General features: G+C 50.9%; 20 protein-coding genes. 13 read left to right on the top strand and 7 right to left on the bottom strand.

All coding sequences use genetic code 11. From position 1 onward, the window contains the following. A complete protein-coding gene (locus AC4GL5_RS03765) occupies positions 1–1,347 on the top strand; it encodes a TrpB-like pyridoxal phosphate-dependent enzyme (protein WP_490381453.1) in 1,347 nt (448 codons plus the stop codon). Between the two features lie 87 nt (positions 1,348–1,434). Here AC4GL5_RS03765 and AC4GL5_RS03770 read toward each other — a convergent pair whose 3' ends face one another. From AC4GL5_RS03770 to AC4GL5_RS03780, 3 genes are all read right to left on the bottom strand, one after another. Then, the gene (locus AC4GL5_RS03770) at positions 1,435–3,984 is read right to left on the bottom strand and encodes a response regulator (RefSeq protein ID WP_490381454.1); all 2,550 of its coding nucleotides are present in this window, start codon (positions 3,982–3,984) and stop codon (positions 1,435–1,437) included. 1 nt (position 3,985) lies between these two features. After that, positions 3,986–5,113, bottom strand: coding sequence for an FIST signal transduction protein (locus AC4GL5_RS03775; RefSeq protein ID WP_490381455.1), 1,128 nt, complete (start codon positions 5,111–5,113; stop codon positions 3,986–3,988). 121 nt (positions 5,114–5,234) lie between these two features. Next, the gene (locus tag AC4GL5_RS03780; RefSeq protein ID WP_490381456.1) at positions 5,235–5,888 is read right to left on the bottom strand and encodes a histidinol-phosphatase; all 654 of its coding nucleotides are present in this window, start codon (positions 5,886–5,888) and stop codon (positions 5,235–5,237) included. A 207-nt stretch (positions 5,889–6,095) separates the two neighbouring features. Between AC4GL5_RS03780 and AC4GL5_RS03785 the strand changes: the two genes are divergently transcribed. After that, positions 6,096–6,596, top strand: a complete 501-nt coding sequence (locus AC4GL5_RS03785; RefSeq protein ID WP_490381457.1) for an RNA pyrophosphohydrolase — start codon at positions 6,096–6,098, stop codon at positions 6,594–6,596. 49 nt (positions 6,597–6,645) lie between these two features. Next, on the top strand, positions 6,646–8,940 hold the full coding sequence (ptsP, locus tag AC4GL5_RS03790; RefSeq protein WP_490381458.1) for a phosphoenolpyruvate--protein phosphotransferase: 2,295 nt from the start codon (positions 6,646–6,648) through the stop codon (positions 8,938–8,940). Between the two features lie 41 nt (positions 8,941–8,981). Here ptsP and AC4GL5_RS03795 read toward each other — a convergent pair whose 3' ends face one another. Both AC4GL5_RS03795 and AC4GL5_RS03800 read right to left on the bottom strand, forming a co-directional pair. Further along, the gene (locus AC4GL5_RS03795) at positions 8,982–11,534 is read right to left on the bottom strand and encodes a L,D-transpeptidase family protein (protein ID WP_490381459.1); all 2,553 of its coding nucleotides are present in this window, start codon (positions 11,532–11,534) and stop codon (positions 8,982–8,984) included. A 145-nt stretch (positions 11,535–11,679) separates the two neighbouring features. Beyond that, positions 11,680–12,480 (bottom strand): NRDE family protein, encoded by an 801-nt coding sequence (locus AC4GL5_RS03800; RefSeq protein ID WP_490381460.1) that lies wholly within the window; start codon positions 12,478–12,480, stop codon positions 11,680–11,682. A gap of 163 nt (positions 12,481–12,643) precedes the next feature. Between AC4GL5_RS03800 and AC4GL5_RS03805 the strand changes: the two genes are divergently transcribed. The 6 genes from AC4GL5_RS03805 (at position 12,644) to AC4GL5_RS03830 (ending at position 19,356) form a co-directional block, all read left to right on the top strand. Continuing rightward, positions 12,644–15,067 carry a response regulator gene (locus AC4GL5_RS03805; RefSeq protein WP_490381461.1) on the top strand — a complete coding sequence of 808 codons (2,424 nt, stop codon included), beginning with the start codon at positions 12,644–12,646 and terminating at the stop codon, positions 15,065–15,067. Positions 15,068–15,162: 95 nt separating this feature from the next. After that, positions 15,163–15,951: a sulfite exporter TauE/SafE family protein gene (locus AC4GL5_RS03810; RefSeq protein ID WP_490381462.1), complete on the top strand. Its 789-nt coding sequence runs from the start codon at positions 15,163–15,165 to the stop codon at positions 15,949–15,951. A 29-nt stretch (positions 15,952–15,980) separates the two neighbouring features. Further along, entirely contained in the window at positions 15,981–16,787 is an 807-nt protein-coding gene (gene lgt, locus AC4GL5_RS03815) for a prolipoprotein diacylglyceryl transferase (protein WP_490381463.1), read from the top strand. Positions 16,788–16,904: 117 nt separating this feature from the next. Next, positions 16,905–17,756: a thymidylate synthase gene (locus tag AC4GL5_RS03820; RefSeq protein ID WP_490381464.1), complete on the top strand. Its 852-nt coding sequence runs from the start codon at positions 16,905–16,907 to the stop codon at positions 17,754–17,756. Positions 17,757–17,815: 59 nt separating this feature from the next. Then, the gene (locus AC4GL5_RS03825; RefSeq protein ID WP_490381465.1) at positions 17,816–18,340 is read left to right on the top strand and encodes a dihydrofolate reductase; all 525 of its coding nucleotides are present in this window, start codon (positions 17,816–17,818) and stop codon (positions 18,338–18,340) included. Positions 18,341–18,393: 53 nt separating this feature from the next. Next, positions 18,394–19,356: a ProQ/FINO family protein gene (locus tag AC4GL5_RS03830; RefSeq protein WP_490381466.1), complete on the top strand. Its 963-nt coding sequence runs from the start codon at positions 18,394–18,396 to the stop codon at positions 19,354–19,356. A 146-nt stretch (positions 19,357–19,502) separates the two neighbouring features. Here the strand turns inward: AC4GL5_RS03830 and AC4GL5_RS03835 are convergent, their stop codons facing one another. Together AC4GL5_RS03835 and AC4GL5_RS03840 are read right to left on the bottom strand one after the other, a co-directional pair. Beyond that, positions 19,503–20,246 (bottom strand): CBS domain-containing protein, encoded by a 744-nt coding sequence (locus AC4GL5_RS03835; protein ID WP_490381467.1) that lies wholly within the window; start codon positions 20,244–20,246, stop codon positions 19,503–19,505. A gap of 149 nt (positions 20,247–20,395) precedes the next feature. Continuing rightward, positions 20,396–20,635, bottom strand: a complete 240-nt coding sequence (locus tag AC4GL5_RS03840) for a hypothetical protein (RefSeq protein ID WP_490381468.1) — start codon at positions 20,633–20,635, stop codon at positions 20,396–20,398. Between the two features lie 275 nt (positions 20,636–20,910). Between AC4GL5_RS03840 and AC4GL5_RS03845 the strand changes: the two genes are divergently transcribed. The 4 genes from AC4GL5_RS03845 (at position 20,911) to AC4GL5_RS03860 (ending at position 24,056) form a co-directional block, all read left to right on the top strand. Continuing rightward, positions 20,911–21,684 (top strand): ABC transporter ATP-binding protein, encoded by a 774-nt coding sequence (locus AC4GL5_RS03845; protein ID WP_490381469.1) that lies wholly within the window; start codon positions 20,911–20,913, stop codon positions 21,682–21,684. 112 nt (positions 21,685–21,796) lie between these two features. Further along, entirely contained in the window at positions 21,797–22,546 is a 750-nt protein-coding gene (locus tag AC4GL5_RS03850) for an ABC transporter substrate-binding protein (RefSeq protein WP_490381470.1), read from the top strand. Positions 22,547–22,629: 83 nt separating this feature from the next. After that, complete coding sequence (locus AC4GL5_RS03855) at positions 22,630–23,322, top strand: ABC transporter permease (RefSeq protein ID WP_490381471.1); 693 nt, start codon at positions 22,630–22,632, stop codon at positions 23,320–23,322. Further along, the gene (locus tag AC4GL5_RS03860) at positions 23,319–24,056 is read left to right on the top strand and encodes an ABC transporter permease (protein ID WP_490381472.1); all 738 of its coding nucleotides are present in this window, start codon (positions 23,319–23,321) and stop codon (positions 24,054–24,056) included. The genes AC4GL5_RS03855 and AC4GL5_RS03860 overlap by 4 nt, the downstream gene beginning before the upstream one ends. Positions 24,057–24,150: the final 94 nt, after the last annotated feature.

Raw genomic sequence — 24,150 nt, forward strand, 5'->3', positions numbered from 1 at the left:
ATGCAAAAGAAAATCTGGCTGCCGGAAAATGAGATGCCGACCCATTGGTACAATGTGGTGGCTGACATGCCAAACCCGCCGACACCACCTCTGGGTCCCGATGGCCAGCCTGTTGGCCCTGAAGCACTGAGTGCCATTTTCCCGAATGCGATTATTGAGCAGGAGATGTCCGCCGAGCGCTGGATCAAGATTCCTGATGAGGTTCGCGAGAAGCTGCTGCTGTGGCGTCCGACGCCTCTGGTTCGTGCCACTGAGCTGGAAAAAGCTCTGGGCACCCCTTGTAAGATCTTCTTTAAAAATGAAGCGGTCAGCCCGGCTGGTTCACACAAACCTAACTCCGCCATTCCTCAGGCTTATTACAACAAGCAGGAAGGCGTTAAACGTCTGATCACCGAAACCGGTGCTGGTCAGTGGGGTAGCTCGCTGGCGCTGGCGGGCAATATGTTCGATCTGGATGTGCGCATCTATATGGTGAAGGTGAGCTACGGTCAGAAGCCATACCGTCGCCTGCTGATGCAGACCTGGGGCGGTAATGTATTCCCAAGCCCAACGGATATGACTCAGGTGGGTCGTGATGTACTGGCGAAAGACCCCGACTCTCAGGGTTCTCTGGGTATCGCCATTGCCGAAGCCGTAGAAGAAGCCGGTGGTAATCCGGAAGCGAACTACGCCCTAGGTTCGGTACTGAACCACGTGTTGCTGCACCAGACCATTATCGGTCAGGAAGCGAAGAAGCAGCTGGAGATGGTGGGTGAATATCCGGATATGGTGTTTGCACCGTCTGGTGGTGGCTCGAATCTGGGTGGTCTGGCGTTCCCGTTCTTTGCGGATAAGGCGGCCGGTAAAGAGGTGCGTCTGGTGGGTGTTGAACCGACCTCCTGCCCATCCCTGACCAAGGGTGAGTACACCTACGATTACGGTGATTCCTCCGGTCTTACCCCAATGATGAAGATGTACACCCTGGGGCATGACTTTATGCCGCCTGGCATTCATGCCGGTGGTCTGCGTTACCACGGTCAGTCGGCACTGGTGAGCCAGCTGTACCATGAAGGTCATCTGGAAGCGATGGCGGTTGGTCAGGCGGAAACCTTTGAAGCGGGTGTTCTGTTTGCCCGTACCGAAGGTATCGTGCCGGCACCGGAATCCAACCACGCGATTGCGGCAGTGATTAAAGAAGCCCTGCGCTGCAAGGAAACCGGTGAGTCGAAAACCCTGCTGTTTAACCTGTCCGGTCACGGTCACTTTGATATGACGTCTTACGATCGCTTTTTTAAAGGCGAGCTGGAAGACTATGAGTATCCGGAAGAGGCGATCAAAGCGTCTCTGGCGACACTGCCAAAGTTCTGATTTCCGCAAGCAGAAAGGGAGTCTGACTCCCTGAGTCGAAAAAAATACCACCGCCTCAGGGCGGTGGTATTTGCTTTTTATTTAGGCTTAGTTATTTGATAGCCAGCGCTCAAGCTTCTCTTTAAGGTTAGTGAAGTCGATCGGTTTAGAGAGATAGTCTGACATTCCAGCCTCCAGACAACGCTCTTTGTCGCCCTCCATCGCATTGGCTGTCATAGCGATAATCGGCAGATCCAGTAAGCCCAGCTCCTCACGGATTTTATGGGTAGCGGTCAGGCCATCCATAACAGGCATCTGCAGGTCCATTAGCACCAGTCTGAAGTGTTGATGTTTGATCTTCTCAATAGCCTGCTCACCATCTTCCGCCAGTTCAAAACGGATGCCGATCTTATTGAGAAAACGTCCGGCAACGATCTGATTGATACTGTTATCTTCCACTAAAAGAATCACCGGCTGATTGGTTTCGGACCTGTTGTCTGTTTCTGTTGAAGTGGCTTTCAGGGCGGTATCCGGGATAAGTCTTTGGCTGGCTAACGCATGGCTTTGCGTGTTTGCGTTGGTTTTGCTGCTATAGGTCTGATCGCTAAGTGCCCAGAGTCTCAATTGGGCAGTAAAACAGCTACCCTGGCCTACTTCACTGCTGACGCTGAGCTCTCCCTGCATCATTTCACACAGTTGTTTGCTGATAGCAAGACCAAGACCTGTGCCTCCGAACTGACGGGTAATTGAGGCATCAGCCTGTGTAAAGGCCGTAAACAGCCGGCATTTTTGTTCGTCAGAAATCCCGATGCCGGTGTCCTGCACCGCGATAATAAGGTCAATGGCTCGGGCTTTAGGGTAAGGTGGCGTCGACTGATTAAGCCCGGCTTCGGTGTTTTGCGAGGCTGCGGGTCGGCAGCTGATTGAAATCTTGATCTGTCCCTTCTGGGTGAACTTGGCAGCATTGCTGCCGAGGTTGGATAGAATCTGGTTGATGCGCATCAGGTCACCAAAAAACTCTGTTGGTGTGTCAGGCATAATCTGCCATTGATGCTCAATCGGGCGGTTATCCAGCAAGGGGGTTAACAGGGTGTTGGTATGAGTGATCAGGTCTGATAATTCAAAATGTTGCGGTTCGATAGCAAGCTTACCCGCTTCGATTTTAGAGAAGTCGAGAATGTCATTCAGAATGCCCAGCAACTGTTTGGAGGAGTAATGAATTTTATCGAGATACTCCCGTTGTTCGGGGGACAGCTCAGTTGATAGCAAGGCCAGGTGGCTCAGGCCGATAATGGCGTTCATCGGGGTGCGGATCTCGTGGCTCATGTTTGCGAGGAATTCTGACTTGGCCTGATTCGCAAACTCGGCCCGTTCTTTTTCGGAGCGCAGCTGCTCCTGCAGTTTCTGGGTGTCGGTAACATCGCTGTAGATACCGACGGTGCCTCCTTCTGGTGTCGGGTATTCCAGTGCGCGGATAAAACGACCGTCGGTAGTCTCTGCGGTATTAATACGAACGGTATAGCGGGTTTCTTTACTGATCTGGTATTTCAGCCAGGTATCAGTATCCGTCGGTAGCTGAAGAGCTTTTCTGGCAACCAACGTATGAGCCAGTTCTGAATAACTCACACCCAGTTGGATTTTATCGGCCAGTTGGGGGTAAAGCTCTTTGGTTCGATCGTTGAACAGTACCAGGTGATCATCTTTATCGAATAGCGCGATGCCTTCATTGATACTGCCGATGGCCGTACGCAGGCGGTTTTCCATCTGTGTCAGGTATTCATCGGTTTTGCGCAGCTCGGTGATATCCCGTGCGGTACCCCGGTAACCGAGAAAGTTGCCCTCGGCATCAAAGCGGGGTTTGCCACTGACGGAGACTAAAATGGGGCCGCTGTTGCCTTCCAGTTCATATTCCAGGTCTCTGAACGGGCGGTGGGCATTCAGGTCATCGATGTGTTGCTCAAAAACTTCCGGCGGGGCATTTTTCATCAGCTCCATGCGGCTGCGACCGATGATGTCTTCGCGATTGATACGTTTGAGAACCGGGGTAAAGCCGGTCAGTGAGATCATTCTGTGCTTGGCATCAGTCTCCCAGAACCAGTCAGAAGAGGATTCCGCAAAATCCCGGAACATGGATTTGCTTTGACGCAGTTTGTCCTGAGCCGCAACACGTTCGCTGATATCGCGGATAATCAGTAGCGATTCCTGCTGACCTTCATGGGTAAGTTGGCTCAGAAGCAGTTCGACGGGGCAATGGTTGTGCTGGATCTGAGTTTCTAACTGACGATGGTTTCTGTTCGGCGGGTCAGCAAATAGCTGCTCCAGACTCAGTTTTTGTAACTGTTCCAGGGGGTGATCCAGCAGGATCTCAGCCTGCTTATTGCCGTTCTGAATACGCTGGTTGCTGTCGAGAAAGAGAACGCCATCCCCAACCCGACTCAGAACGGTTTCAAAATACTGTCGCGCCTGATGGATATGCTCACTGTGCAGCGCGAGCAGTTCCTCTTCCATGAGCTTTGCGGCCCGATTCGCCAGCCTGTGCTCTTTATCCGCTTCTTCATAACTGTCACTGATTAACTGAAGCAGGTAATCCATATCCGGCTGATCAGTCCCTGATCGCCGTTTTGCTTTGGCAAGCTGACGCTGCAGAAGTTTATGCATCTTAGCCCTCCTGCAGCAGCGTGATGGTCATGGTCTGATTGTGCAGCTCACACTGACCAGTGTAGCCATCGGGAGCGATCTCACCGTAGGAGTAAAACCCTGTCAGCGCAATATCCGGCCCAAGAATATCAGCAACGACTTCGACCTCGTCATTGATACGCTGGCCCATAAGCAGTTTTCGGCCAATACAGCTGACCAGAAGTGCCAGCCCCCGTCCCTGCTGCTGTTTCAGGTGCTCTGCTGCATTAGCTGCACCTTCAATCAGGCGGTCAAAGTTACCTCTCATCAGCTGGGCGCTGTATCCTTCGGGGACATTGCCTGCGAAAGTCAGGCTGTTACTGGTTTCATCCACTGCGAGAATCGTGCGAACCACCGCGCTTTCTTCCTGATGGGAAGGGCGTATTGAAAGAGGGAATAACAGGCCGCTACCGGGGAGGTTTTCGGCTTCGTCGCCCAGATAATGTTTGTACAACTCCAGTGCGGGTTGTCCGTCCAGCTCGTAAAGCACATTACCTGCGGCGCGGGTGACTGTTCGCATCGGGCCGAAATGATCCCAGCCGCCAAAACTACTGCTGCTGATCTGCAAATGCTCACCATAAAAACCGATCGCCACCAGCTGCTCTGTTTCCGGTTCGGCGTCGCAACCGGTATAGGTTGTGTTGAAATCGGGACCGTCACCGGCCAACCCACCGGTGATCATAACCTTACCCGGCAGCAGCTCCCGACACCCTCTGATCAGCTCGCTGCCATTGATCTTAAGGCCATCACTGAGCAACCAGACTAAGCGAAGCCCTTCTATCGGAAGCTGTTGGATCAGACGGCGTCCGGCATCAGACGAAGTGAGATTGTTGGTTAGCCGGATCTGGGCAGTACGAACGTGTGATTTTTCCAGCTCAATGGCTGTTGCTGCGATGGTGTCGTCGAAGACTTCATCGGCCAGAATTTCGCCTCCTGTGCTCAGGCCTGCAATATGAGATTCCGGAAATTGTTGCTGCAGTTGATGGAAAGGGGTTTGGCTACGGCAGATCGCAGCAGAGGTAAAAAAGAGTACGAGTTGAGGCTGAGTAACGCCATCATCTGCAAGGGTTGTCCAGCGGTCATGCTCAAAGATCTGTTGCCTGATTTTCATAACCCTACCGCCTTAATATATATATTATAGGTTTGTTTTGATTGTTGCTTAAATCCGGGCAAAAAAAAGCGCCTTGATCAGGCGCTTTTTTGACTCAGTTTCGGCTGTTTTCAGGCCAAAACTAGCGGAAGGACTCAACGGGCCAGCCTTTTTGGTGCGCCTCAGCCAGAAGACTCTCATCCGGGTCAACGGCTACGGGTTTGCCTACTAAGCGTAGCAGAGGAAGATCGTTATGCGAGTCGCTGTAGAACCAGGTTTCGGACAGATCAAACTCTTTGTCTTCCAGCCAGTTGTTCAGGCGGATCACTTTGCCTTCCTTAAAGCTTGGGATGCCGGCGACTTTCCCGGTGTATCGGCCGTCGATCTGCTCCGGTTCGATGGCAATAAGTTCGTGGACACCCAGCCGTTCGGCGATGGGTTCTGTAATAAAGCGGTTGGTAGCGGTAATGATCAGAATGTAATCACCCTGCTCGCGGTGCCAGTCCAGCTTTTCAAAGGCTTTATCCAGTAGAATTGGCTCGATTTTTTCCTGCATAAACTGGTTATGCCACTGGTGCAGCTGTTCTGGCTCATGCTGAGCCAATGGTGCCAGGGAGAAGTTCAGGTATTCCATAATATCCATGGTGCCGTTCTGGTACTGCTCGTAGAAGCGGTCATTAGCTTCTTTGTAGAGCTTGGCATCCACAATGCCTTTCTCGGTCAGGAATTCACCCCAGGCGTGGTCGCTGTCTCCGGCGATAAGTGTGTTGTCGAGGTCAAAAATAGCCAGATTCACGGTTGGTTCTCCAGTTTGCTGCGGGCGGCTTTCCCGATAGGAATAGGCCGGATAATCGATGAAAGCCTCGATTATCCCAGAGCCGTAAGGCTTGTAAAGGATTGTTCAGACAGGATTGATTTGCTATAGGAACGGAACTGTTGTCTGATTGAAGAACTCAGGTGCTTTGTGAAACAATAGCCCTAATATAAATACAAGGTGATCTGCGTGATTGATGCTGATGGTTACCGGCCCAATGTCGGTATAATCTTGACGAACCAGTATGGGCAGCTGCTGTGGGCGCGCCGTGTGGGTCAAGACGCATGGCAGTTTCCGCAAGGTGGTATTAAAGAATACGAAACACCGGAGCAGGCCCTTTATCGCGAGTTAAAAGAAGAGATCGGTCTGAGTGCCGATGATGTTCATGTTCTGGGTTGTACCCGGGGCTGGCTCCGCTACCGTTTACCGCGAAAAATGATTCGCCGGCACAGTAAGCCCCTTTGTGTTGGTCAGAAACAAAAATGGTTTTTGCTGCAGCTTCGTTGTGGTGAAAACAGTATCTGTGTTGACCATTCGCCGTCGCCGGAGTTCGACCGCTGGCGTTGGGTCAGTTACTGGTACCCTCTGGGACAGGTTGTGCCTTTCAAGCGAGAAGTGTATCGCAAGGCGCTGAAAGAGCTGTCTCATCGTTACAACAGGAATCTGTTTAAGCCTTTATTAACCGAATAACGTCAGGATTAAGACTTCATCTGACACCTCTTAAAAATCGAGGGTGATTATGCTCAAGACCTTGCAGCGCATCGTTCAGGAAGTGAACTCAGCCAGAACTCTGGATGAGACGCTTTCGATTATTGTGCGCAGGGTCCGTCGGGCGATGAAAACGGATGTTTGTTCGGTTTATCTGCTTGATCAGGAACAGCAGCGCTATGTCCTGATGGACAGTATGGGCCTGAAGAAAGAATCCATTAAGCAGGTTTCCCTCGATGCCGGTCAGGGGCTGGTCGGTTATGTGGGTGAGCGGGAAGAGCCTGTGAACCTGGATGATGCTACTCAGCACCCGAACTATGTCTATTTTGCTGAAACCGGTGAAGAGCGTTTTCACAGCTTCCTGGGTGTTCCTATTATCCATCAACGCCGTATTCTGGGCGTGATTGTGGTACAGCAGCAGGAAAAACGTCGCTTTGATGAAGGTGAAGAAGCCTTTTTAGTGACGGTGTCTGCTCAGTTGGCGGGTCTTTTAGCTCACTCCCTTGCGACCGGTTCTTCAAGTCTTTCCGGGCTTGCGCAGAACAGTATTCACGGCAGCTGCTTTAAAGGCGTGGCCGGTACATCCGGTATCGCCATGGGGTCTGCTGTCGTTATTTTACCTGTGGCGAATCTGGACACCGTTCCGGATCGGGTCCCGGATGATCCTGACGCAGAGATTGAACAATTCCGAGAAGCGCTGACCTCTGTCCGTGATGATATCCATGAAGTTAACCGCCGTCTTGCTCAGCGCCTGAGTGAGGAGGAGCGAGCCCTGTTTGAAGCCTACCAGCGTATGCTCGATGACAGCGCGCTGGGACAGGAAGTCATCAATAAAATTGTTGAAGGTAATTGGGCTCAGGGCGCGCTTTGTCAGGTGGTCACCCGGCATGCACGCTTCTTTGAACTGTCTCAGGATGATTACCTGAAAGAGCGGGCTACTGATATACGGGATCTGGGACGTCGGGTTCTGGCTTACCTGCAGAAAATTGATCAGGATGAAGTTGAGTATCCCGATAAATCGATTCTGGTGAGCGAAGAAGTCACACCGGCTATGCTGGGTGAGATTCCGAAAGAGAAGCTGGCGGGCCTGATCTCTGTTCAGGGCTCCAGCAACTCTCACGTTGCCATTCTGGCGCGAGCGATGGGGATTCCTGCGGTGATGGGAACCATCGATCTGCCCCTTGGCCTGTTGAATGGCCAAAAGCTGATTGTGGATGGCTATCAGGGGGTTGTCTTTAACAATCCCAGTGATGAATTGCTGATTCAGTACGGTAATCTGATGCGGGCGGAACAGCGGCTGCAGAAGGGGTTGGAAGATCTGGCAGATCTGCCCAGTGTGACTCTGGATGGTTTCAAGATGCCGTTGCTGGTAAACACGGGGCTGGCTCAGGATATTACTCACTCTCTGAATCATGGTGCAGAAGGGGTAGGGCTGTTCCGTACCGAAGTGCCTTTTATGGTCAGTGAACGCTTTCCTTCAGAGGGTGAACAGCAAAAAGTTTACCGAGAGCAGCTGGAAGCTTTTCATCCTCAACCGGTCACCATGCGTACGCTGGATATTGGTGGTGATAAAGCACTGCCCTATTTCCCGATAAATGAAGCGAATCCATTTCTTGGCTGGCGCGGTATTCGTGTCACGCTGGATCATCCGGAGGTCTTTCTGGTTCAGGTCCGGGCGATGCTGAGGGCCAGCGAAGGTTTGAACAATCTGCAGATTATGTTGCCCATGGTATCTAATCTGCCGGAGGTGACGGAATCGATCAGTTTGATTGAGCGTGCCTATACGGAGTTGTGTGGCGAGGGGCTTGATCTGAGGCGGCCGGATATCGGTGTCATGATTGAGGTTCCCGGAACGATCTATCAGGTGCCTCAGATTGCTAAGTTGGTCGACTTTCTCTCTGTGGGCAGTAATGATCTGACTCAGTATCTGTTAGCTGTCGACCGGAATAACCCTCGGGTTGCCGGTCTTTATAGCAGCTTCCATCCGGCTGTGCTGAGTGCGCTGAATACCATTGCGCTCTCTTGTCGGGGACATAACTGCCGTTTGAGTTTGTGTGGGGAGCTGGCAGGTGATCCTCGTGGTGCGGTACTGCTGATGGCGATGGGGTATGAAGCCTTGTCGATGAATGCGGTGAACCTTCCTCGGGTTAAGTCTGCAATTCGTCGGTTAAAAATAACCGATGCCGAGACTCTGTTGGAGCAGGTGCTTCAGCTTGGGACGTCTGACGAGGTGATTAATCGCCTGGCAGAAGTTATGGGAGAGCTTGGCTTGGGGGCCTTGTTGCAACCTGTAATGAGTCTGAAGGCTCCGAACAAAATCCAGTAACGTTCTCCAGGCATTCTCTCCAGTAACGCTATTGGCCGCTTTTAGCGGGTCTTTTGTTTGGCTGCTATCAGAAGTTTTTCTACCTGTTCCGGTCCCGGTAAATGGTCTTTATTGTAAATATCATCCCGCCATTGCAGTTGGCCGTTTTCATCCTGCCAAACGGTCCAGTACATCAGATAAACCGGCAGATAGGGTTTCATCTTCAGGAAGCGCTCCTCTTTAGAGCGTAGGACTTCCTGTACTCGCTCTTCAGTCCAACCCCAGGGCTCGTGAGCCAGTAACCGGTCGACTAATAGCAGGGCATCTTCAAGTCGCACACAGCCGTTGCTCATAGCTCTTTCCCGGCGACTGAACAGGTGTTTGGCTGGGGTGTCGTGCATGTAGATCGCTTTGTTGTTAGACAGGCGGAATTTCACATAACCCAGCTGATTGTATTTTCCCGGCAGTTGCACAAAGCGGTAGGGAAATTGCTCTGGGGCTTCATCAAAGTCATTAAAGTTGATCTGCTCTAACGGTACTTCACGGGCGGGTGAATTCCAGCCATCCACAATCTGCATCTCTCGATCTTTGAGATAGTTTGGATTACTGCGGACCCGGGGCAGAATATTTTTTACGCCAATACTTTGCGGGATATTCCATCGAGGACTGAGGATCACTGACGTCAGTGCCTGTTTCATGATGGGGGTCCGGTGTTCCGGGGAACCCACAATCACCCGCATCTCCATGGTGGGCTTGTTCTTCTCAACCAGCTCCAGTTTGTAGTCTGCCATGTTGATCATCATGTAGCGATCCCCTAGCTTGGCAGGCAGGTGATACAAACGGCGAATGTTATGTGCCAGGCGCAAGACGCGTTTTTGAGGGGGCAGATTGAGTGCCCTGCGGGTTTGCAGGCCGATCATGCCATCAACGGATTGACCATGACTGGCCTGAACTTTTTTCACGGCTTCAACCAGCTGACTATCGTATCGACCGGGAAAGGCGGGAGTGTAGTCGTCAGGGAGTACCTGCAGGCGTTGAAGTTGTTCAATCAGTATCGGCATCCAAGCGTCGCGAATCATGCCGGGATCAAGGCGTTCTCCGATAGCGAGCTTTGGCCAGGGCTTCTGCTGTTGCTTTTGCCAGTAATCCAGTGCTTTCAGTAAGGGCTGAGTTTGCTGGGAGTTGGGATAGAGTTTTCGGACCAGTCGGCTCAGGTAGCGGTTCCGTTTTCCCTCAGGCAAGGCAGATGCCATTTTCAGTTCCAGCTCCAGATCCTTCATCCAGGGTTTGATCGCGGACTGAAAACTGTCAAGAGCAACGCCGCCGTAGCGGTATTCCTGATGGTCATCATCCTCGTCAGCCAGAATAAAGCGCTCAGTAGCGATATCGTGACGCAATTGGGCATAGATCTCACTGAAGCGCAGATCCATTGCCAGCAGGTTGTTGGGCAAAGAGCGATCTGTCACAGGCTGCTTTGGATTAAGAAAGTTGTGATAAGGCGTTAACCAGGGATGTGGTTCAGAGCCCTGATCCAGGATCGCGAAGAGTTGAGCCAGTCGGGTGAGTTCTTTGGCGGCACTTCCGGGCGCTCCGGATTTATTCAGCCAGATAGGCTTTGAGTCATTATCCTGATATGCCGGTGCAATCTGAGCCGCGAATTTACTGCCGGAATCATTAAAGTAGTCACGTAAACTGGGCTGGTGGTAGAGCTGACGAAAGTTGAGTGCCAGCTGCGTAATACGCTGTTGTGGTGACAGGTTCAGAATCTGACGGGTTTGCTGTCCGATAGCACCATCAGCGCTTTGTCCGAATTGTGTCTGGAAACGCTTAACCGCTTTGACCAATACATCGTCGTACCGACCCGGAAACTCTGGGGTGTAATCCTGGGGTAGAACCTGAAGACGTTGTAGCTGCTCGATCAGCACGGGCATCTCATTTTCCCGGATCATACCGGGATCAAGGCGCTCACCCGCTGAGAGTTCTGGCCAGGCTTTATCTTGTTGCGCCTGCCAATAGTTCAGGTTATTTAGGAGTTCGGTTGTTTGCTCAGCCTTGGGATAGAGCGTTTTGATCTGGGTTTGCAGATATTCTTCCCGTTGCTTTTCTGGCAGTAACGAGGCGGTTTTTAGCTCCTGTTCTAACGCCTGCATCAATGGGCTTGTGGAAGGGGATAGCGAGGAGCCGTTCTGATGATCTGCAATATTAACGCGTTTTGTAGCGATATCGTGTCGCAGACGAGCGTACATTTCACTGTAAAGCAGGTCGGTTGCCAGCAGGTATCGGGGCAAAGCCAGATCCATTGGTTGCTGCTGAAACGTCATAAAGCGCTGGTATGGCTTTAGCCATTGTTGGGGCGTATTCGGGGAATCTGTCGCAGTAAAAATACCGGCCAGTTGTGTCAGTGCTTGTGCTGCAGCGCCCGGTTCACCTGCGTCATTAAGCCAGATATGTTTAAAATCATTATCCAGGTAGGCTGGTGCAATCTGGTCTGCAAAGCTGCTGCTGGCATCATCAAAGCGACTACGCAGCGTCACACTAATCCACGCACTTTCGATGTTGGTGGTTTTTTTCGGCTCTGGGGCGGTCATGGTGGCATGAGCCGGGTGGGCCAGCATCAGGCTTATGCTTATAATGAAAATTAAAGCGATGCCGGACACAACACGATGAGCACTGAAAATTGAATTTGCGGTAGACGGTGAAAACCTGAACAAAAGACTGCCTTCCGGATAAGGATCGATAGCTGGAAAATTCTGCCTGAGATCAGAGACAGATCAGAGTTCTTACTCCTTTTTGTCCACCCGGATGCCATGTTTGTTCCATCAGAGTTTGCCGCCCGGAGTGGTTGCGGATCAGTATTGTACTGGCCCTAGTGCCATAGTCCATACTGGATCGGATAAAAGATGGAGATAAAAAGCGTTCTTTATCCAGACCGATGCCGGTATCGGGCAATTCATGGTCAGCCGCTTCTTCGTCATTGGCGACGACGGCCAGAAAGGCGTCCTCATTCAGCGGGTAATGGGAGTCTGTCAGTTCCTTCATAAACGCTTCCATCAGTCGCTTGCTGTGGCGTACCTTGGGCCAGGGGGTGTCCAGTCGGTGGTTACTCAGTCCGTAAGTACCTGCGGCAAGTTCCGGGTCAAAATCGTAATAGGCGTTATCGGTTTCTGCTCCAAAGCGGTTGCAGCCGTAGCCAAGGGTCTGGCCATCACTGACCAGGAGGTTAAATCCTCCTATATCCATGGCATGAGAAGCTGTCTCCGTCAGAAACTCTGCCGGTGTCATTGTTCCCTCAAGGAAATCCTGGCATAGCTTGCCACGACTGATGGGGTAGGTGTGATTCATTTCTGAGGCCTGGCGGTAGTTGGTTACTGCTGCAAAGCGCCCGCTTTCAGTGATACCCATCCAGGTGCCGCCTGCTGACAGGTCTTGACCCGCAATGACAGGGCTGTTGTCCCAGACGGAAAGAGGTGATGTCGGTCTCTGATAGAACTCATCCCGATTAGCCGCCACAACCAATGGGTAGGTCTGATCCTTTTGCCAGGAGAAAAGAATTAAACACATAACGGAAGTCCTGATGATATGAAGGGTTAGGATCAGGCGGTTACTACTAAGTGGTAAGCGAAGCCTGATCACTTAAATCTAAGTGAAAAAGTCGTTGCAGACAGTGTATGATACTTTTTCTCCAGAAATGAATTCTGCCGGCAAGGTTTATTCAGGGATGCCCATGACAGAGACCGAACAACCGTTGCGTATCTCACTGAAAAAGTGGATCGACAAAGCCTACGTGCGATCAAATCTGTTGCAGCTTATCCTAATGAATGCCGGCTTTCTGGTGCTGTTGGTGGGAACCTTCATTCTGCTGGGGCTGAATCAGCAGGATACTGCCCGTAAAGATTACGAACAACAGCTGATTGGGGCGCTTCAGTCCAAGACGGATTGGGTTAATGCACGTCTCAGTTCGGTTCAGAGTCAGCTTCAGGTTTTACAGCGTCAAATGGAAAGAGTTTTACTCTCTGATGAGCCTGGTGATCTGATAACGCCTCTGAAGTACACCCCGGATAATGTGCTGATGAAGCCAGAGGATGATGGTGGCGTCTCGGTTTATTATTCAACGCTATCAAGAGACCTGTCATCCCGGGAAGAGAAAGCCCGCAAATTATTACCTCTGAATCACCTGTTTGCTGATCTTCAGCAGGCCAATCAACTGGTGAAACAGGTTTATTTAAATACGCCTGATAACTTAAACCTGATCTATCCCTATTTGGATGTGCACGCTCAGTTTGCACCGGATCTTGATCTCTCTGCATTCAGTTTTTATTACCTCGCGGACAAAAAACACAACCCGCAGCGTCAGCCTGTCTGGACTGATGCCTATCTTGATCCGGCAGGAATTGGCTGGATCATCTCCCATATTGCTCCGGTGTATGACGGTGACAATCTTGAAGCCGTTGTCGGGCTTGATCTGACCGTTGAAACCCTGATTAGTAATCTGTTCTCACTGCCTCAGCCTTGGTCCGGTTATGCCGTCCTGGTGGGAAAAGATGGCAATATTCTGGCATTGCCGCCTGAAGGCGAAGAAGATTTTGGTCTGAAAGAGCTGACGGATGGTCAATACAGTTTCCGTCATATCACCAAGAACGAATTCAAACCGGGGCTGTTTAATCTCTACAAACGGGCTGAAATGTCTGAACTGTCACGCCTGGTGGCTCATCAGCAGGCCGGGCTTGCGCAGGTTGATCTGAGCCACCCAAGTGTTGTGGCCTGGAACACGGTCCCTTTAACCGGTTGGAAACTTCTTGCGGTGACCCCTCAGGAGGAGCTGTACGCTAAAGCTGAAAGTTTCACCGAATACCTGAAAGATATCGGTATTTTGGTGTTATTGCTCATTCTGATATTGGCTGCATTGCACATAGGATTACATAAGGCGCGCAGCCGAAGGTTGTATCAGCAGATCCAGGGGCCATTGGATTACTTTGATGATGTTGCGCGGTCCTCGCTTGAGGATAAGCCGTTATCAAGGAAAGTACTGAATACCCCCGTGGCTGAGATTCAGGATCTTGCGGATCTGCTGAATCGCTTTGTTCAGGAAAACTCGACACTGAAACAGCAACAGGGTGAGTCTGAGGCTAGCTTTCACCGGCAAAATGACTATTTCCGTCACTTACTCAATAGTATTCCTATGCCGGTTTTTGACACGGATGGCGAGTATCGCATTCAGGGTTGTAATCGTGCGTTTGAAAACTTTTTTGGTAAAGGAGAGGGGGATCTCAGGGGGCATCTGCTTACGGAGTTTATCCCGGTATCGCCTCCTGATGAGGGCGTTTTCTCCAAAGAGATACTGTTGACCAGTGCCAGTAAAGAAAGCCACCCTGCCTCGGTAATTCTCTCCCGCGCTCCCGATTCCTTGCGTGGGCGGGAGCAGGGGCGAGGGCGGCCTCTGGTCGGGCTTTTAGTGGATCTTTCTGACCAGTATCAGGCCCGTGATCAGATGAAGTTTGACCGCGATCGCGCACTGGAAGCTTCAAAACTGCAAACCGAATATCTGCAGGCGATGCGAAGAGAGCTGGAAAGCCCTTTGCTCAACCTGGTTAGTCTGGCCGAACAGATAAGAGAGCAGCCGGATCAGAGAGAACGTCTGAGTTTGCTGCTGAAAGAGAAGGTTGATGCTCTTATTTATCTGACCCGGGACAACTGGGTTAACGAAAGTCCGACCACGTCGTCGGTACAGAAAACGAAAGCTGAGCAAAAACAGTCCCATGTGTTGGTTGTGGATGATGGTCCGGTCAATACCATGTTGGCAAAGTCTGCGCTACAGAAGGTGGGCTATGAGGTTGATGTGGTTAATAGCGGTCAGGATGCACTGGAACTGATAACTGAGAAAACCTATCAGGTTGTTCTGATGGATATTTTTATGCCGGATATGGATGGGGTAGAGACAACTCTGCTCTGGCGAGAAAGAGAAAAAGCCATGCAATTAAAGCCGGCTGCTATTATCGCAGTTACCGCTAATGTTCTGGAAAGTGAGCGTCAGCGTTTCTTTGACGCTGGAATGAATGATTATCTTGCCAAACCCTACCATCCTTCAGAGCTTCGCTCCCGGGTGGATCATTGGCGACAGCAGCACGAAGCAGGGCAGGTTTTAGCCTGAACTCCTGAGACGCTCTGCCGAATTACAGTTTTAACCCCCTAATACCGACAGACTGAGTCTCAGCTGTCGGTTTTTCTGTCTGAAACGGAAGATTTATGGAAACGCTCTTAATGTATGTGGCTCTTGGGGCTGCGGCCGGAACTCTGGCCGGATTGTTTGGTATCGGTGGTGGGCTGATCATTGTACCGGTACTGGTATTCAGTTTTACGGCACAGGGAATTTCTCCGGAAGTGCTGACTCATATGGCGGTAGGTACCTCTCTGGCAACGATTGTGGTGACATCGATCAGTTCAGTAAAGGCGCATCATGCCAAAGGGGCTGTCCGTTGGGACTGGTTTACCGGTATTGCTATTGGCATCGTTTTTGGTTCCGTACTGGGTGTGAAAACAGCGGGTATGATGAGTGGTGAGATGCTGCAGAAAGTGATCGGTGTCTTTGCGATTGTGATCGCTTTCCAGATGGGATTAGGCCTTAAGCCTAAGGCCAGCCGAACCATTCCGGGTCGCCCCGGTCTTATCGGTGCGGGAGGTATCATCGGATGGGCATCGGCTATTTTTGGTATTGGCGGCGGCTCTCTGACCGTACCGTTTCTCAGCTGGTGCAATGTGCAGATGCAGACAGCGGTAGCCACATCTGCGGCGGTTGGTTTGCCTATTGCTATAGTTGGTGCCCTGATGAATATTGAAGAGGGATGGGGGCATCCGTTATTGCCGGAATATGCAACCGGCTATGTCTACTGGCCTGCCTTTATCGGTATTGTTTCAACCAGTGTGATTTTTGCCAAAGTAGGTGCCAAATTGGCGCATAGCCTGCCTTCGGATACGTTGAAACGTATTTTTGCTGTTCTGCTGCTGATTATCGGCAGTCGTTTTCTATTGGTTTAGCACTTCAACATAAGCGTTAAGGTTATTTCATGCTGCAGTATCCACAGATAGATCCTGTTCTGGTGGCCTTGGGGCCGTTAAAAATTCACTGGTATGGCCTGATGTATCTGATTGGCTTCGCCGGTGCCTGGTGGCTGGCAAAGCAGCGTGCTCACCGGTTGGGCTGGAGCCGGGATGATGTCAGCGATCTGATCTTTTACGGTGCCGTGGGCGTCGTGCTGGGCGGCCGCTTTGGCTATGTGTTCTTCTATAACTTTGATCGCTTTCTGGCCGACCCGCTCTGGCTGTTAAGAGTCTGGGAAGGTGGGATGTCTTTTCATGGCGGTTTGCTGGGGGTGATCGTTGCGATGATTGTCTTTGCCCGTCGCATGGAGGCAAACTTGCTGACCGTGACCGACTTTGTTGCCCCTATGGTGCCGATTGGCCTCGGCGCTGGCCGTGTGGGGAACTTTATCGGTGGTGAACTTTGGGGGCGACCCACGGGCATGCCTTGGGGGATGGTGTTTCCCCATGTGGATAATCTGGCCCGCCATCCGTCACAGCTTTATCAGTTTGCGCTGGAAGGCGTCGCTCTGTTTGTGATTCTGAATCTGCTGGACCGCACCCGTCCGGCGCGGGGTGTGATCTCAGGTGCTTTCCTGACCTGTTACGGCATTTTCCGCTTTATGATGGAGTTTGTTCGTCAGCCGGATGCCCATCTGGGCTTTGTGGCATTTGACTGGCTGACCATGGGCCAGCTGCTCTCCCTGCCGATGATTCTTGGTGGGCTGGCGTTGATCGCCTGGGGCAGAAAACAGGCTATCTTTGATCAGAAAAGAGCCGATCAGAAAGCCTGATGGCTAAAAACGCTACAAGAAGGCTGTGGTTTAATCGCTATCAGCCTTTAACATCTGTGAAAAGAGGCGCGCTAATGTAGAATAGCGCGCCTGAATTTTTAAACTCTGGAACACCCCATGCAGCAGTATCTCGATCTTAGTCGTCGTATCGTAGAAGAAGGTATCTGGGTTGATAACGAACGCACCGGCAAACGCTGCCTGACGGTTATCAACGCGGATCTGGAATACGATGTGGAAAACAATCAGTTTCCGCTGATTACCACCCGAAAGAGTTTCTGGAAAGCGGCAATCGCTGAACTGTTGGGCTATCTGCGGGGCTACAGCAGCGCTGCCGAGTTTCGCGCGATTGGCTGTAATACCTGGAACGCCAATGCCAATGACAATCCAAGCTGGCTGAATAATCCTCATCGTAAAGGTGAGGATGATATGGGGCGGGTTTATGGCGTCCAGGGTCGCCGTTGGGCCAAGCCCGATGGCACCTATCTGGATCAGCTGAAAAAAATTGTTGATGATCTGAGCCGTGGTGTCGATGACCGTGGCGAGATTCTGAATTTCTACAACCCCGGTGAATTTGATAGGGGCTGCCTGCGCCCCTGCATGTACAGCCACCATTTCTCCCTGCTGGGCGGTAAGCTTTATCTGAACAGCACCCAGCGCAGCTGTGATGTGCCCTTGGGGCTGAATTTTAATCAGGTGCAGGTATTTACCCTGCTGGCGCTGATGGCTCAGATTACCGGACACAAACCGGGTAAGGCGTATCATAAGATTGTGAATGCCCATATTTATGAAGATCAGCTGGAGCTGATGCGGGACGTACAGTTAAAACGTGAACCTTTCCCGTCGCCCCAGCTGAAAATCAATCCTGAGATTAAAACCCTGGAAGATCTGGAAACCTGGGTCACACTGGATGATTTTGAAGTGGTGGGTTATCAGCACCACGAAGCGATCCAGTACCCGTTTTCGGTTTAAATTCGAATGATTGTCAGCCGCTGAGTGCTCAGCGGGTGAGTTTTGTAAGAGAGAGATGCATGTCTTTAGAACTGGATGCACCCGTTGCCCTGATCTGGGCGATGGCTGAAAACCGCACCATCGGTGTTGATAACAAACTTCCCTGGTATCTGCCGAAAGATCTGCAGTTCTTTAAGCAGTGTACCTGGGCCAAGCCGGTTGTGATGGGGCGTAAAACCCATGAATCGATCGGACGCCCGCTGCCGGGGCGTACCAATATTATTGTGACCCGTGATACTGGCTTTACCGCAGAGGGTTGTGTGGTTGTACATTCACTGGAAGATGCGTTGGAGCGGGCAGATCAGCAGTGTCTGATCGATGGCGGTGAAGAGATCATCGTGATGGGCGGTGCCGAGATCTATAAACAGGCGCTGCCATACGCTAATAAACTCTATATTACTAAGGTACATGCTCAGGTTGAGGGCGATGCCTTTTTCCCGGAATATGACGAAAGCCAGTGGCAGGAAGTCTCCCGCGAAGAGTGTAAAAAGGAAGGCACTGGTGAGTACGATTATGGCTTTTATATTTATCAGCCAGCAGGGTAACATGGCCTGACAGCCGTAAGGTCGCCGTAGATATGAAGGATAGGGTATTGCCCATGCCAAGTGATTCATCAGCCAACACATTAGATCACCTGTTCAACGAACTTAGCGAACGGGCCGATAGCAGTTTTCAGGCGTTGAAAAATCATCATCAGAAAATTGCGGAGTTGAATCAGACCTGTGCGGGACTCAAAGGTGAGAACCAGGATCTTCAGGAACGATGCGATTATCTCGAACGCTCCCTTGAGCAATCCAGATCGGAGCTTGCAGCAGCTCAGGAGGCAGCGCTGCAGGCTGATGTTGAGCGGGCCGCGTCTGAGTCTGATGTGCAGGCTATTGAATCACCATCACCCGAAGAAGCTGTTGCTGCCATTGATGATGGTCTGGTTGAGGAGTTGCAGTCAGAGAATTTACGACTGAGCGCTCAACTTGAGAACCTTCAAAATGATCATCAGGCGCTTGAGCAGCGTATGACGGACCTTCAGCAGCGGTTGAAATCCCTGCTTGATGGAGCACTTCTGGATAGTTCCGAAGCGATCCGCACCTTGATTCGGGAAACTCTCGACCCCAGCGATTGGCCTGTGGCTCTGGTTGCCGGTGATACAGAACCGGAAGATGATGTGGTGGTAATTCCGGAGAAATTTGATGCGAAGTCAATTCTGGCCGGTTGGAGTGAGCGTTACCCTAAAGCTTTCTCTACCGTCACGATCCAGCCGCTTAAGATCGGAATTCATGAAGATCTGGCAGAGAACGAATCACTTCCTGATCATTGGATTCGTCGTGCCCTGGCGGGCTATGTACGCAGTCCCCGCTACTTGAGAGTGCTGAAAACCGGGGCGGTTCGTATGGATTTGTCCGGTAATAATGCGGGCTTTGTTACTGAAGAAGAGGCGGGTCACGCCAAAGATCAGCTGGAAGTTATCCGTCAGCAGCGCCTTGAGAAAGAGAAGGCCGCCCGTGAAAAAGAAGAGAAGAAGCGCTTGAACAGTAAACTCTCCCAGTTGATCACCAAGAAATAGTACCGGGCTAAACAACCCCCCCCCCCCCACGCTTAAACACGTCAGCCATAAAAAGCTCAACATGTGTTTTTAAGGCTGACGGTATTTTCTATAACTAAAGCGACCTTGATAGCTTTTTTACTTTAGTTTCTGCCAATCCTGTCATGCTAGTACCAGGCTTCAAGCTTGCCATTAACCATCGCCTGCAAGAGGTCGGTTCGGGTGATAATGCCTTTAACCTCATCTTTGGATGTGACGACTGGCAGAGACGATAATCTTTGTTCCAGCATCGCGTGGGCTATATCCAGTAAAGAGGCCTCAGGGCTGACAGTCAATAGTTGCCGACTGATCAGGTCGCCCAGCATAACTTCATCGGCAGAGCGTCCTTCCAGATCGATATCCCCTACACCAGAAGTAACCTTAAGAATGTCTTTATCGGAAACCAGCCCCATCAAAGCCCCCTTACGGTTAAGCAGTAGCAGATGGTGAACCTGATGCTGCTGCATCAGGCGCCAGCCTTGTTGCAGATTCTGGTCAAACTCAGCAGAAATAATGGGCGTAGACATGATCATGGCAGCATTGACCGTTGGCCGTTCATCATGGCCATCGCTCTGCTCCGTTGATGAATAAGCCTTGAGGGCCTTTCTGGAGATTTCGACCTGATCCGGTTTGTCCTCACGGGATTGTTCGTCGCTGGGATGCAGATGCTCCTGACGGCGCTGAATAGCACTGCGCTGAATCTGCTCGAAGGGCTGTTCCGCCAAGCGTCCCAAATGACTTGAATCACTGTCAGTATCGGATAAGCGACGGGTTTTCTCGGTTTCCCGCAGAGCATCAATGCCTCTTCGGCCCAACAGCGACTTGCGCGGGGTTTGAATGCGCATCCCCTGTTCATAAACGGCAAATACCATGACTTTCTCCTAAACCTGACTCTGAATTGATTATCGGCCAAAGGGGCAATAGGTTTAAATCTGTTAACAACTTTGACTGCAAAGCAAACAAAATGATCCCTGTCATGGATGATATGCCAATGATACTTTTCTGGCTGAAATAACCGTTTTTACAGAGGATACTCATCCAGAAATGCAAAGCTGATAAAGCAACACAGCAGGGCTAGAATCATCAGAAAAGCAGGAACAGGAAAGGTGATTGCGAGTATGCCAGAGCCGATCCAGAGGTCTTTCAGCCGGCGCTTTCTGGCCAGATACCGGCGGGTAAACCCCCTTCGGTAGAAGTGCTTATCATCCGGCGTTTTGTTTTGCATCCAAGGAAGATCAAACCATTGTTTCAGGGATTTCATCGTAGCACCTCTCATTCAGGCTTTTTATCTCTGTATGTAAAATATGGTTTACAAATAATTGCCTGTCACGATGTTTGAGCACGTTCCATTAAGTTAGGAAACATATCCTGTCTTTTTTTAGTAAGTCGCGACATTTGGCTTTCACTCAGCGGACCTCTCAGGAAAATTGACTGGAAAAATTCATACGATTGCTTTAAAAATGACACCTTGGTCTAACACGCCGAATTAAAATTAAAAAAACATTCACAATTCATTTGATATCAGGAAGCGCCCCCATGTCCGACGCGCCTGTTGCTCTGGAAATCAGAGATCTCCATAAAAGTTATGGCTCCTTAGAAGTTTTAAAAGGCATTTCCCTGCAAGCCCGTGACGGCGACGTCATCTCCATTTTAGGTTCCAGCGGCTCTGGAAAGAGCACGTTCCTGCGTTGTATCAATCTGTTGGAATCCCCCTCATCCGGTACGATTACCGTAGCGGGTGAATCTCTAAAGTTAAAAAAGAACAAAGGCGGTGAATTAGAAGCTGCAGACCAAAAGCAGCTGGAACGCATGCGTTCCGAGATCGGCTTTGTATTTCAGAATTTCAATCTCTGGCCACACCGCACTGTCCTGGAAAATATCATTGAAGCGCCAGTGCACGTCTTAAAGCGTAGCAAAGATAAAGCGATTGCCCGCGCAGAAGAGCTTTTGAAGAAAGTCGGTCTTTACGATAAGCGTCATAACTATCCAAGCCAGCTTTCCGGTGGGCAACAGCAACGTATTGCGATTGCCCGCACTTTGGCGATGGATCCGCAGGTGTTGCTGTTTGATGAGCCAACCTCTGCACTTGACCCGGAATTAGTGAACGAAGTGTTAGCGGTCATGCGTGATCTTGCGGCGGAAGGTCGTACTATGCTTATTGTGACTCATGAGATGCGTTTTGCCCGTGATGTATCGTCTCAGATTGTGTTTCTGCATCAGGGACAGGTGGAAGAGATGGGGCCGCCGGACAAAGTATTCGGTAACCCGGACTCTGAGCGCTGCCGCGAGTTTTTGAGTAGCCACATTTAAGATTTTTTCTGCTTATGGTGCCTTACCATGGCGTTAAAAATGTGCCCGTTAGGTGAGCTAACCTTTTTTGGTGCACAGCGATAATTAAAATAAATCCCAAGAGGAATCCACAATGAATCTGAAACATGCTCTGGCCGGTATGGCTGTAGTCGCAGCGACCCTGACCGCTCCTTTCAGTATGGCTGCGGACAAAATCCGCATTGCGACCGAAGGTGCTTATGCACCTTTTAACTTCATCGATGAGTCCGGTGAGCTTAAAGGTTTTGACGTTGATATCGCTAAAGCTCTTTGTGAAGAGATGAAAGCTGATTGCACCATCGTCGCTCAGGACTGGGATGGTATTATCCCGGGGCTGATGGCGCGTAAATACGATGCGATTATCGCGAGTATGTCGATTACTCCTGAACGTAGCCGTGTCGTTGATTTTACTGATCCTTACTACTCCAACAGTCTGATTTTTGTTGCGCCTAAGAAGAGTAAGTTCTCCCCTGAAAAGGTAGAGGGTAAAGCGATTGGTGCACAGCGTGCGACTATCGCAGGTCAGTACCTGGAAGATAACCTGGGCGACAAAGTAAGCGTTAAGCTGTACGACACTCAGGACAATGCGTATCTGGATCTGGCTTCCGGTCGTCTGGACGCAATCGTATCTGACCAGCTGCCTGCCTACGACTGGCTGCGCTCTGATGAAGGTCAGGCGTTTGAGTTTAAAGGTGAGAAGGTCGATATTGATGACAAGATCGGCATCGCTGTTCGTAAGAACGACAAGCTGCGCCAGAAAATGAACAAAGCGCTGAAAGCGATTCTGGAAAACGGCACTTACGACCGCATCAATGCGAAGTACTTTCCGTTCTCTATCTACTAAGACCGGGCGTTTCGTCTGATCTGTAATGGCCGCCAAGCGGCCATTACTTTTTCAACCTATCCCATACGTCATCGGTATCTCCTATGGATCTGCAAGGTTTTGGTCATCTGCTCATAAGCGGTGCCTGGGTTACGCTGCAGCTGGCATTGTGCAGTCTGGCAGTAGGCCTGATTTTTGGTTTGCTGGGGGCATCAGCCAAGGTGTCTTCTTCAAGAATTCTTCGTGCTATTGGTAATGGTTACACCCTGTTTGTCAGGGGGATGCCCGAACTGTTACTGGTTCTGACGATCTTCTTTGGCGCGTCTGCCGTGCTGATGGGGATTGCCAGTCAATTCGGCTATGACGAGTATATTGAGCTCAGCCCCTTTGTTGCCGGTGTGACGGCACTGAGTATCGCTTTTGGTGCTTATGCGACTGAGGTTTTCCGCAGCGCTCTGCAGGAGATCCCTAAAGGTCAGAAAGAAGCGGCTGTTGCTTTGGGTATGACACAGTTTCAGACGTTCAAACGAGTGACTCTGCCTCAGGTTTGGCGTATTGCGTTACCAGGGTTGGGTAACCTCTTTTTGGTATTGCTGAAGGACACGGCACTGGTTTCTGTGATCGGCCTGAATGAGCTGATGCGTCAGGCGGCTGTTGCCGTAGGTTATACCAAAGAGCCGTTCACCTTTTATCTGGCCGCGGCCTGTGTCTATCTGTTGCTGACCTCAATCTCCATGGCAGGTCTGTACTATCTGGAACGCTTTGCCAATCGTGGTTATCAGGGGGCACGCTCATGAATTGGGATTGGACTGTTATCTGGGAGAATATCCCAAAACTGATGGATGGCGCGCTCTTAACGCTGGAGCTGGTCTTTTTCTCCGGACTGATCGGCGTTTTACTGGCTGTCCCTCTGGGCTTGCTTCGGGTATCTGACAAGATCTGGGTACGTGCACTGCCCTACGCCTATATCTTCTTTTTTCGTGGCACACCGCTGCTGATCCAGATCTTTCTGGTGTACTACGGCGCGTCTCAGTTTGAGTGGATTAAAGAGTCGTCGTTGTGGCCGATTCTGAGGGAGCCCTATTGGTGTGCGGTGATCACCTTTGGTCTGCACACGGCGGCTTATATCGCGGAACTGTTGCGGGGGGCGATTCAGTCGATCCCCCGAGGTGAGATTGAAGCGGCAAAAGCCTTGGGTATGAGCTATCCGAAGATGCTGCAGCGTATCACTCTGCCCCGTGCCTTTGGCATTATGATGCCCTCTTATGGTAATGAAGTGATTCTGATGCTGAAGGGCAGTGCTCTGGCATCGACCATCACTTTGCTGGACCTGACAGGCATGGCGCGAACCATTATTGCCCGCACTTATACGCCTCTGGAAATCTTCCTGGCAGCGGGTGTGATGTATTTGATGATCAGTGCTTTGATTATCTTTATATTCCGCCTGCTGGAGCGTTACTTTAACCGCCATCAGCACTGGCCGAATGAGAAACCTAAAGGGCTGGATTCTCAGCTTTTAAGCAAGGACTGAACAGTTAGGCCGAGCAGGGCGCTACGATTGGCCTGTAATCACGAAAAAGCCCCGCTTCAAAAACCGGTTAAGGTGTGATGACGCGGGGCTTTTT

The sequence above is a fragment of the Oceanospirillum sp. genome (assembly GCF_982874595.1).

What these genes read in the sequence shown, in the direction of transcription:
- AC4GL5_RS03770 (WP_490381454.1), bottom strand. Translation starts at nt 3,984, where the DNA reads ATGCATAAACTTCTGCAGCGTCAGCTTGCCAAAGCAAAACGGCGATCA.
- AC4GL5_RS03825 (WP_490381465.1), top strand. Translation starts at nt 17,816, where the DNA reads ATGTCTTTAGAACTGGATGCACCCGTTGCCCTGATCTGGGCGATGGCT.
- AC4GL5_RS03835 (WP_490381467.1), bottom strand. Translation starts at nt 20,246, where the DNA reads ATGGTATTTGCCGTTTATGAACAGGGGATGCGCATTCAAACCCCGCGC.
- AC4GL5_RS03845 (WP_490381469.1), top strand. Translation starts at nt 20,911, where the DNA reads ATGTCCGACGCGCCTGTTGCTCTGGAAATCAGAGATCTCCATAAAAGT.
- AC4GL5_RS03830 (WP_490381466.1), top strand. Translation starts at nt 18,394, where the DNA reads ATGCCAAGTGATTCATCAGCCAACACATTAGATCACCTGTTCAACGAA.
- AC4GL5_RS03820 (WP_490381464.1), top strand. Translation starts at nt 16,905, where the DNA reads ATGCAGCAGTATCTCGATCTTAGTCGTCGTATCGTAGAAGAAGGTATC.
- AC4GL5_RS03855 (WP_490381471.1), top strand. Translation starts at nt 22,630, where the DNA reads ATGGATCTGCAAGGTTTTGGTCATCTGCTCATAAGCGGTGCCTGGGTT.
- AC4GL5_RS03840 (WP_490381468.1), bottom strand. Translation starts at nt 20,635, where the DNA reads ATGAAATCCCTGAAACAATGGTTTGATCTTCCTTGGATGCAAAACAAA.
- AC4GL5_RS03860 (WP_490381472.1), top strand. Translation starts at nt 23,319, where the DNA reads ATGAATTGGGATTGGACTGTTATCTGGGAGAATATCCCAAAACTGATG.
- AC4GL5_RS03810 (WP_490381462.1), top strand. Translation starts at nt 15,163, where the DNA reads ATGGAAACGCTCTTAATGTATGTGGCTCTTGGGGCTGCGGCCGGAACT.
- ptsP (WP_490381458.1), top strand. Translation starts at nt 6,646, where the DNA reads ATGCTCAAGACCTTGCAGCGCATCGTTCAGGAAGTGAACTCAGCCAGA.
- AC4GL5_RS03765 (WP_490381453.1), top strand. Translation starts at nt 1, where the DNA reads ATGCAAAAGAAAATCTGGCTGCCGGAAAATGAGATGCCGACCCATTGG.
- AC4GL5_RS03795 (WP_490381459.1), bottom strand. Translation starts at nt 11,534, where the DNA reads ATGCTGGCCCACCCGGCTCATGCCACCATGACCGCCCCAGAGCCGAAA.
- AC4GL5_RS03850 (WP_490381470.1), top strand. Translation starts at nt 21,797, where the DNA reads ATGAATCTGAAACATGCTCTGGCCGGTATGGCTGTAGTCGCAGCGACC.
- AC4GL5_RS03800 (WP_490381460.1), bottom strand. Translation starts at nt 12,480, where the DNA reads ATGTGTTTAATTCTTTTCTCCTGGCAAAAGGATCAGACCTACCCATTG.
- AC4GL5_RS03805 (WP_490381461.1), top strand. Translation starts at nt 12,644, where the DNA reads ATGACAGAGACCGAACAACCGTTGCGTATCTCACTGAAAAAGTGGATC.
- AC4GL5_RS03775 (WP_490381455.1), bottom strand. Translation starts at nt 5,113, where the DNA reads ATGAAAATCAGGCAACAGATCTTTGAGCATGACCGCTGGACAACCCTT.
- lgt (WP_490381463.1), top strand. Translation starts at nt 15,981, where the DNA reads ATGCTGCAGTATCCACAGATAGATCCTGTTCTGGTGGCCTTGGGGCCG.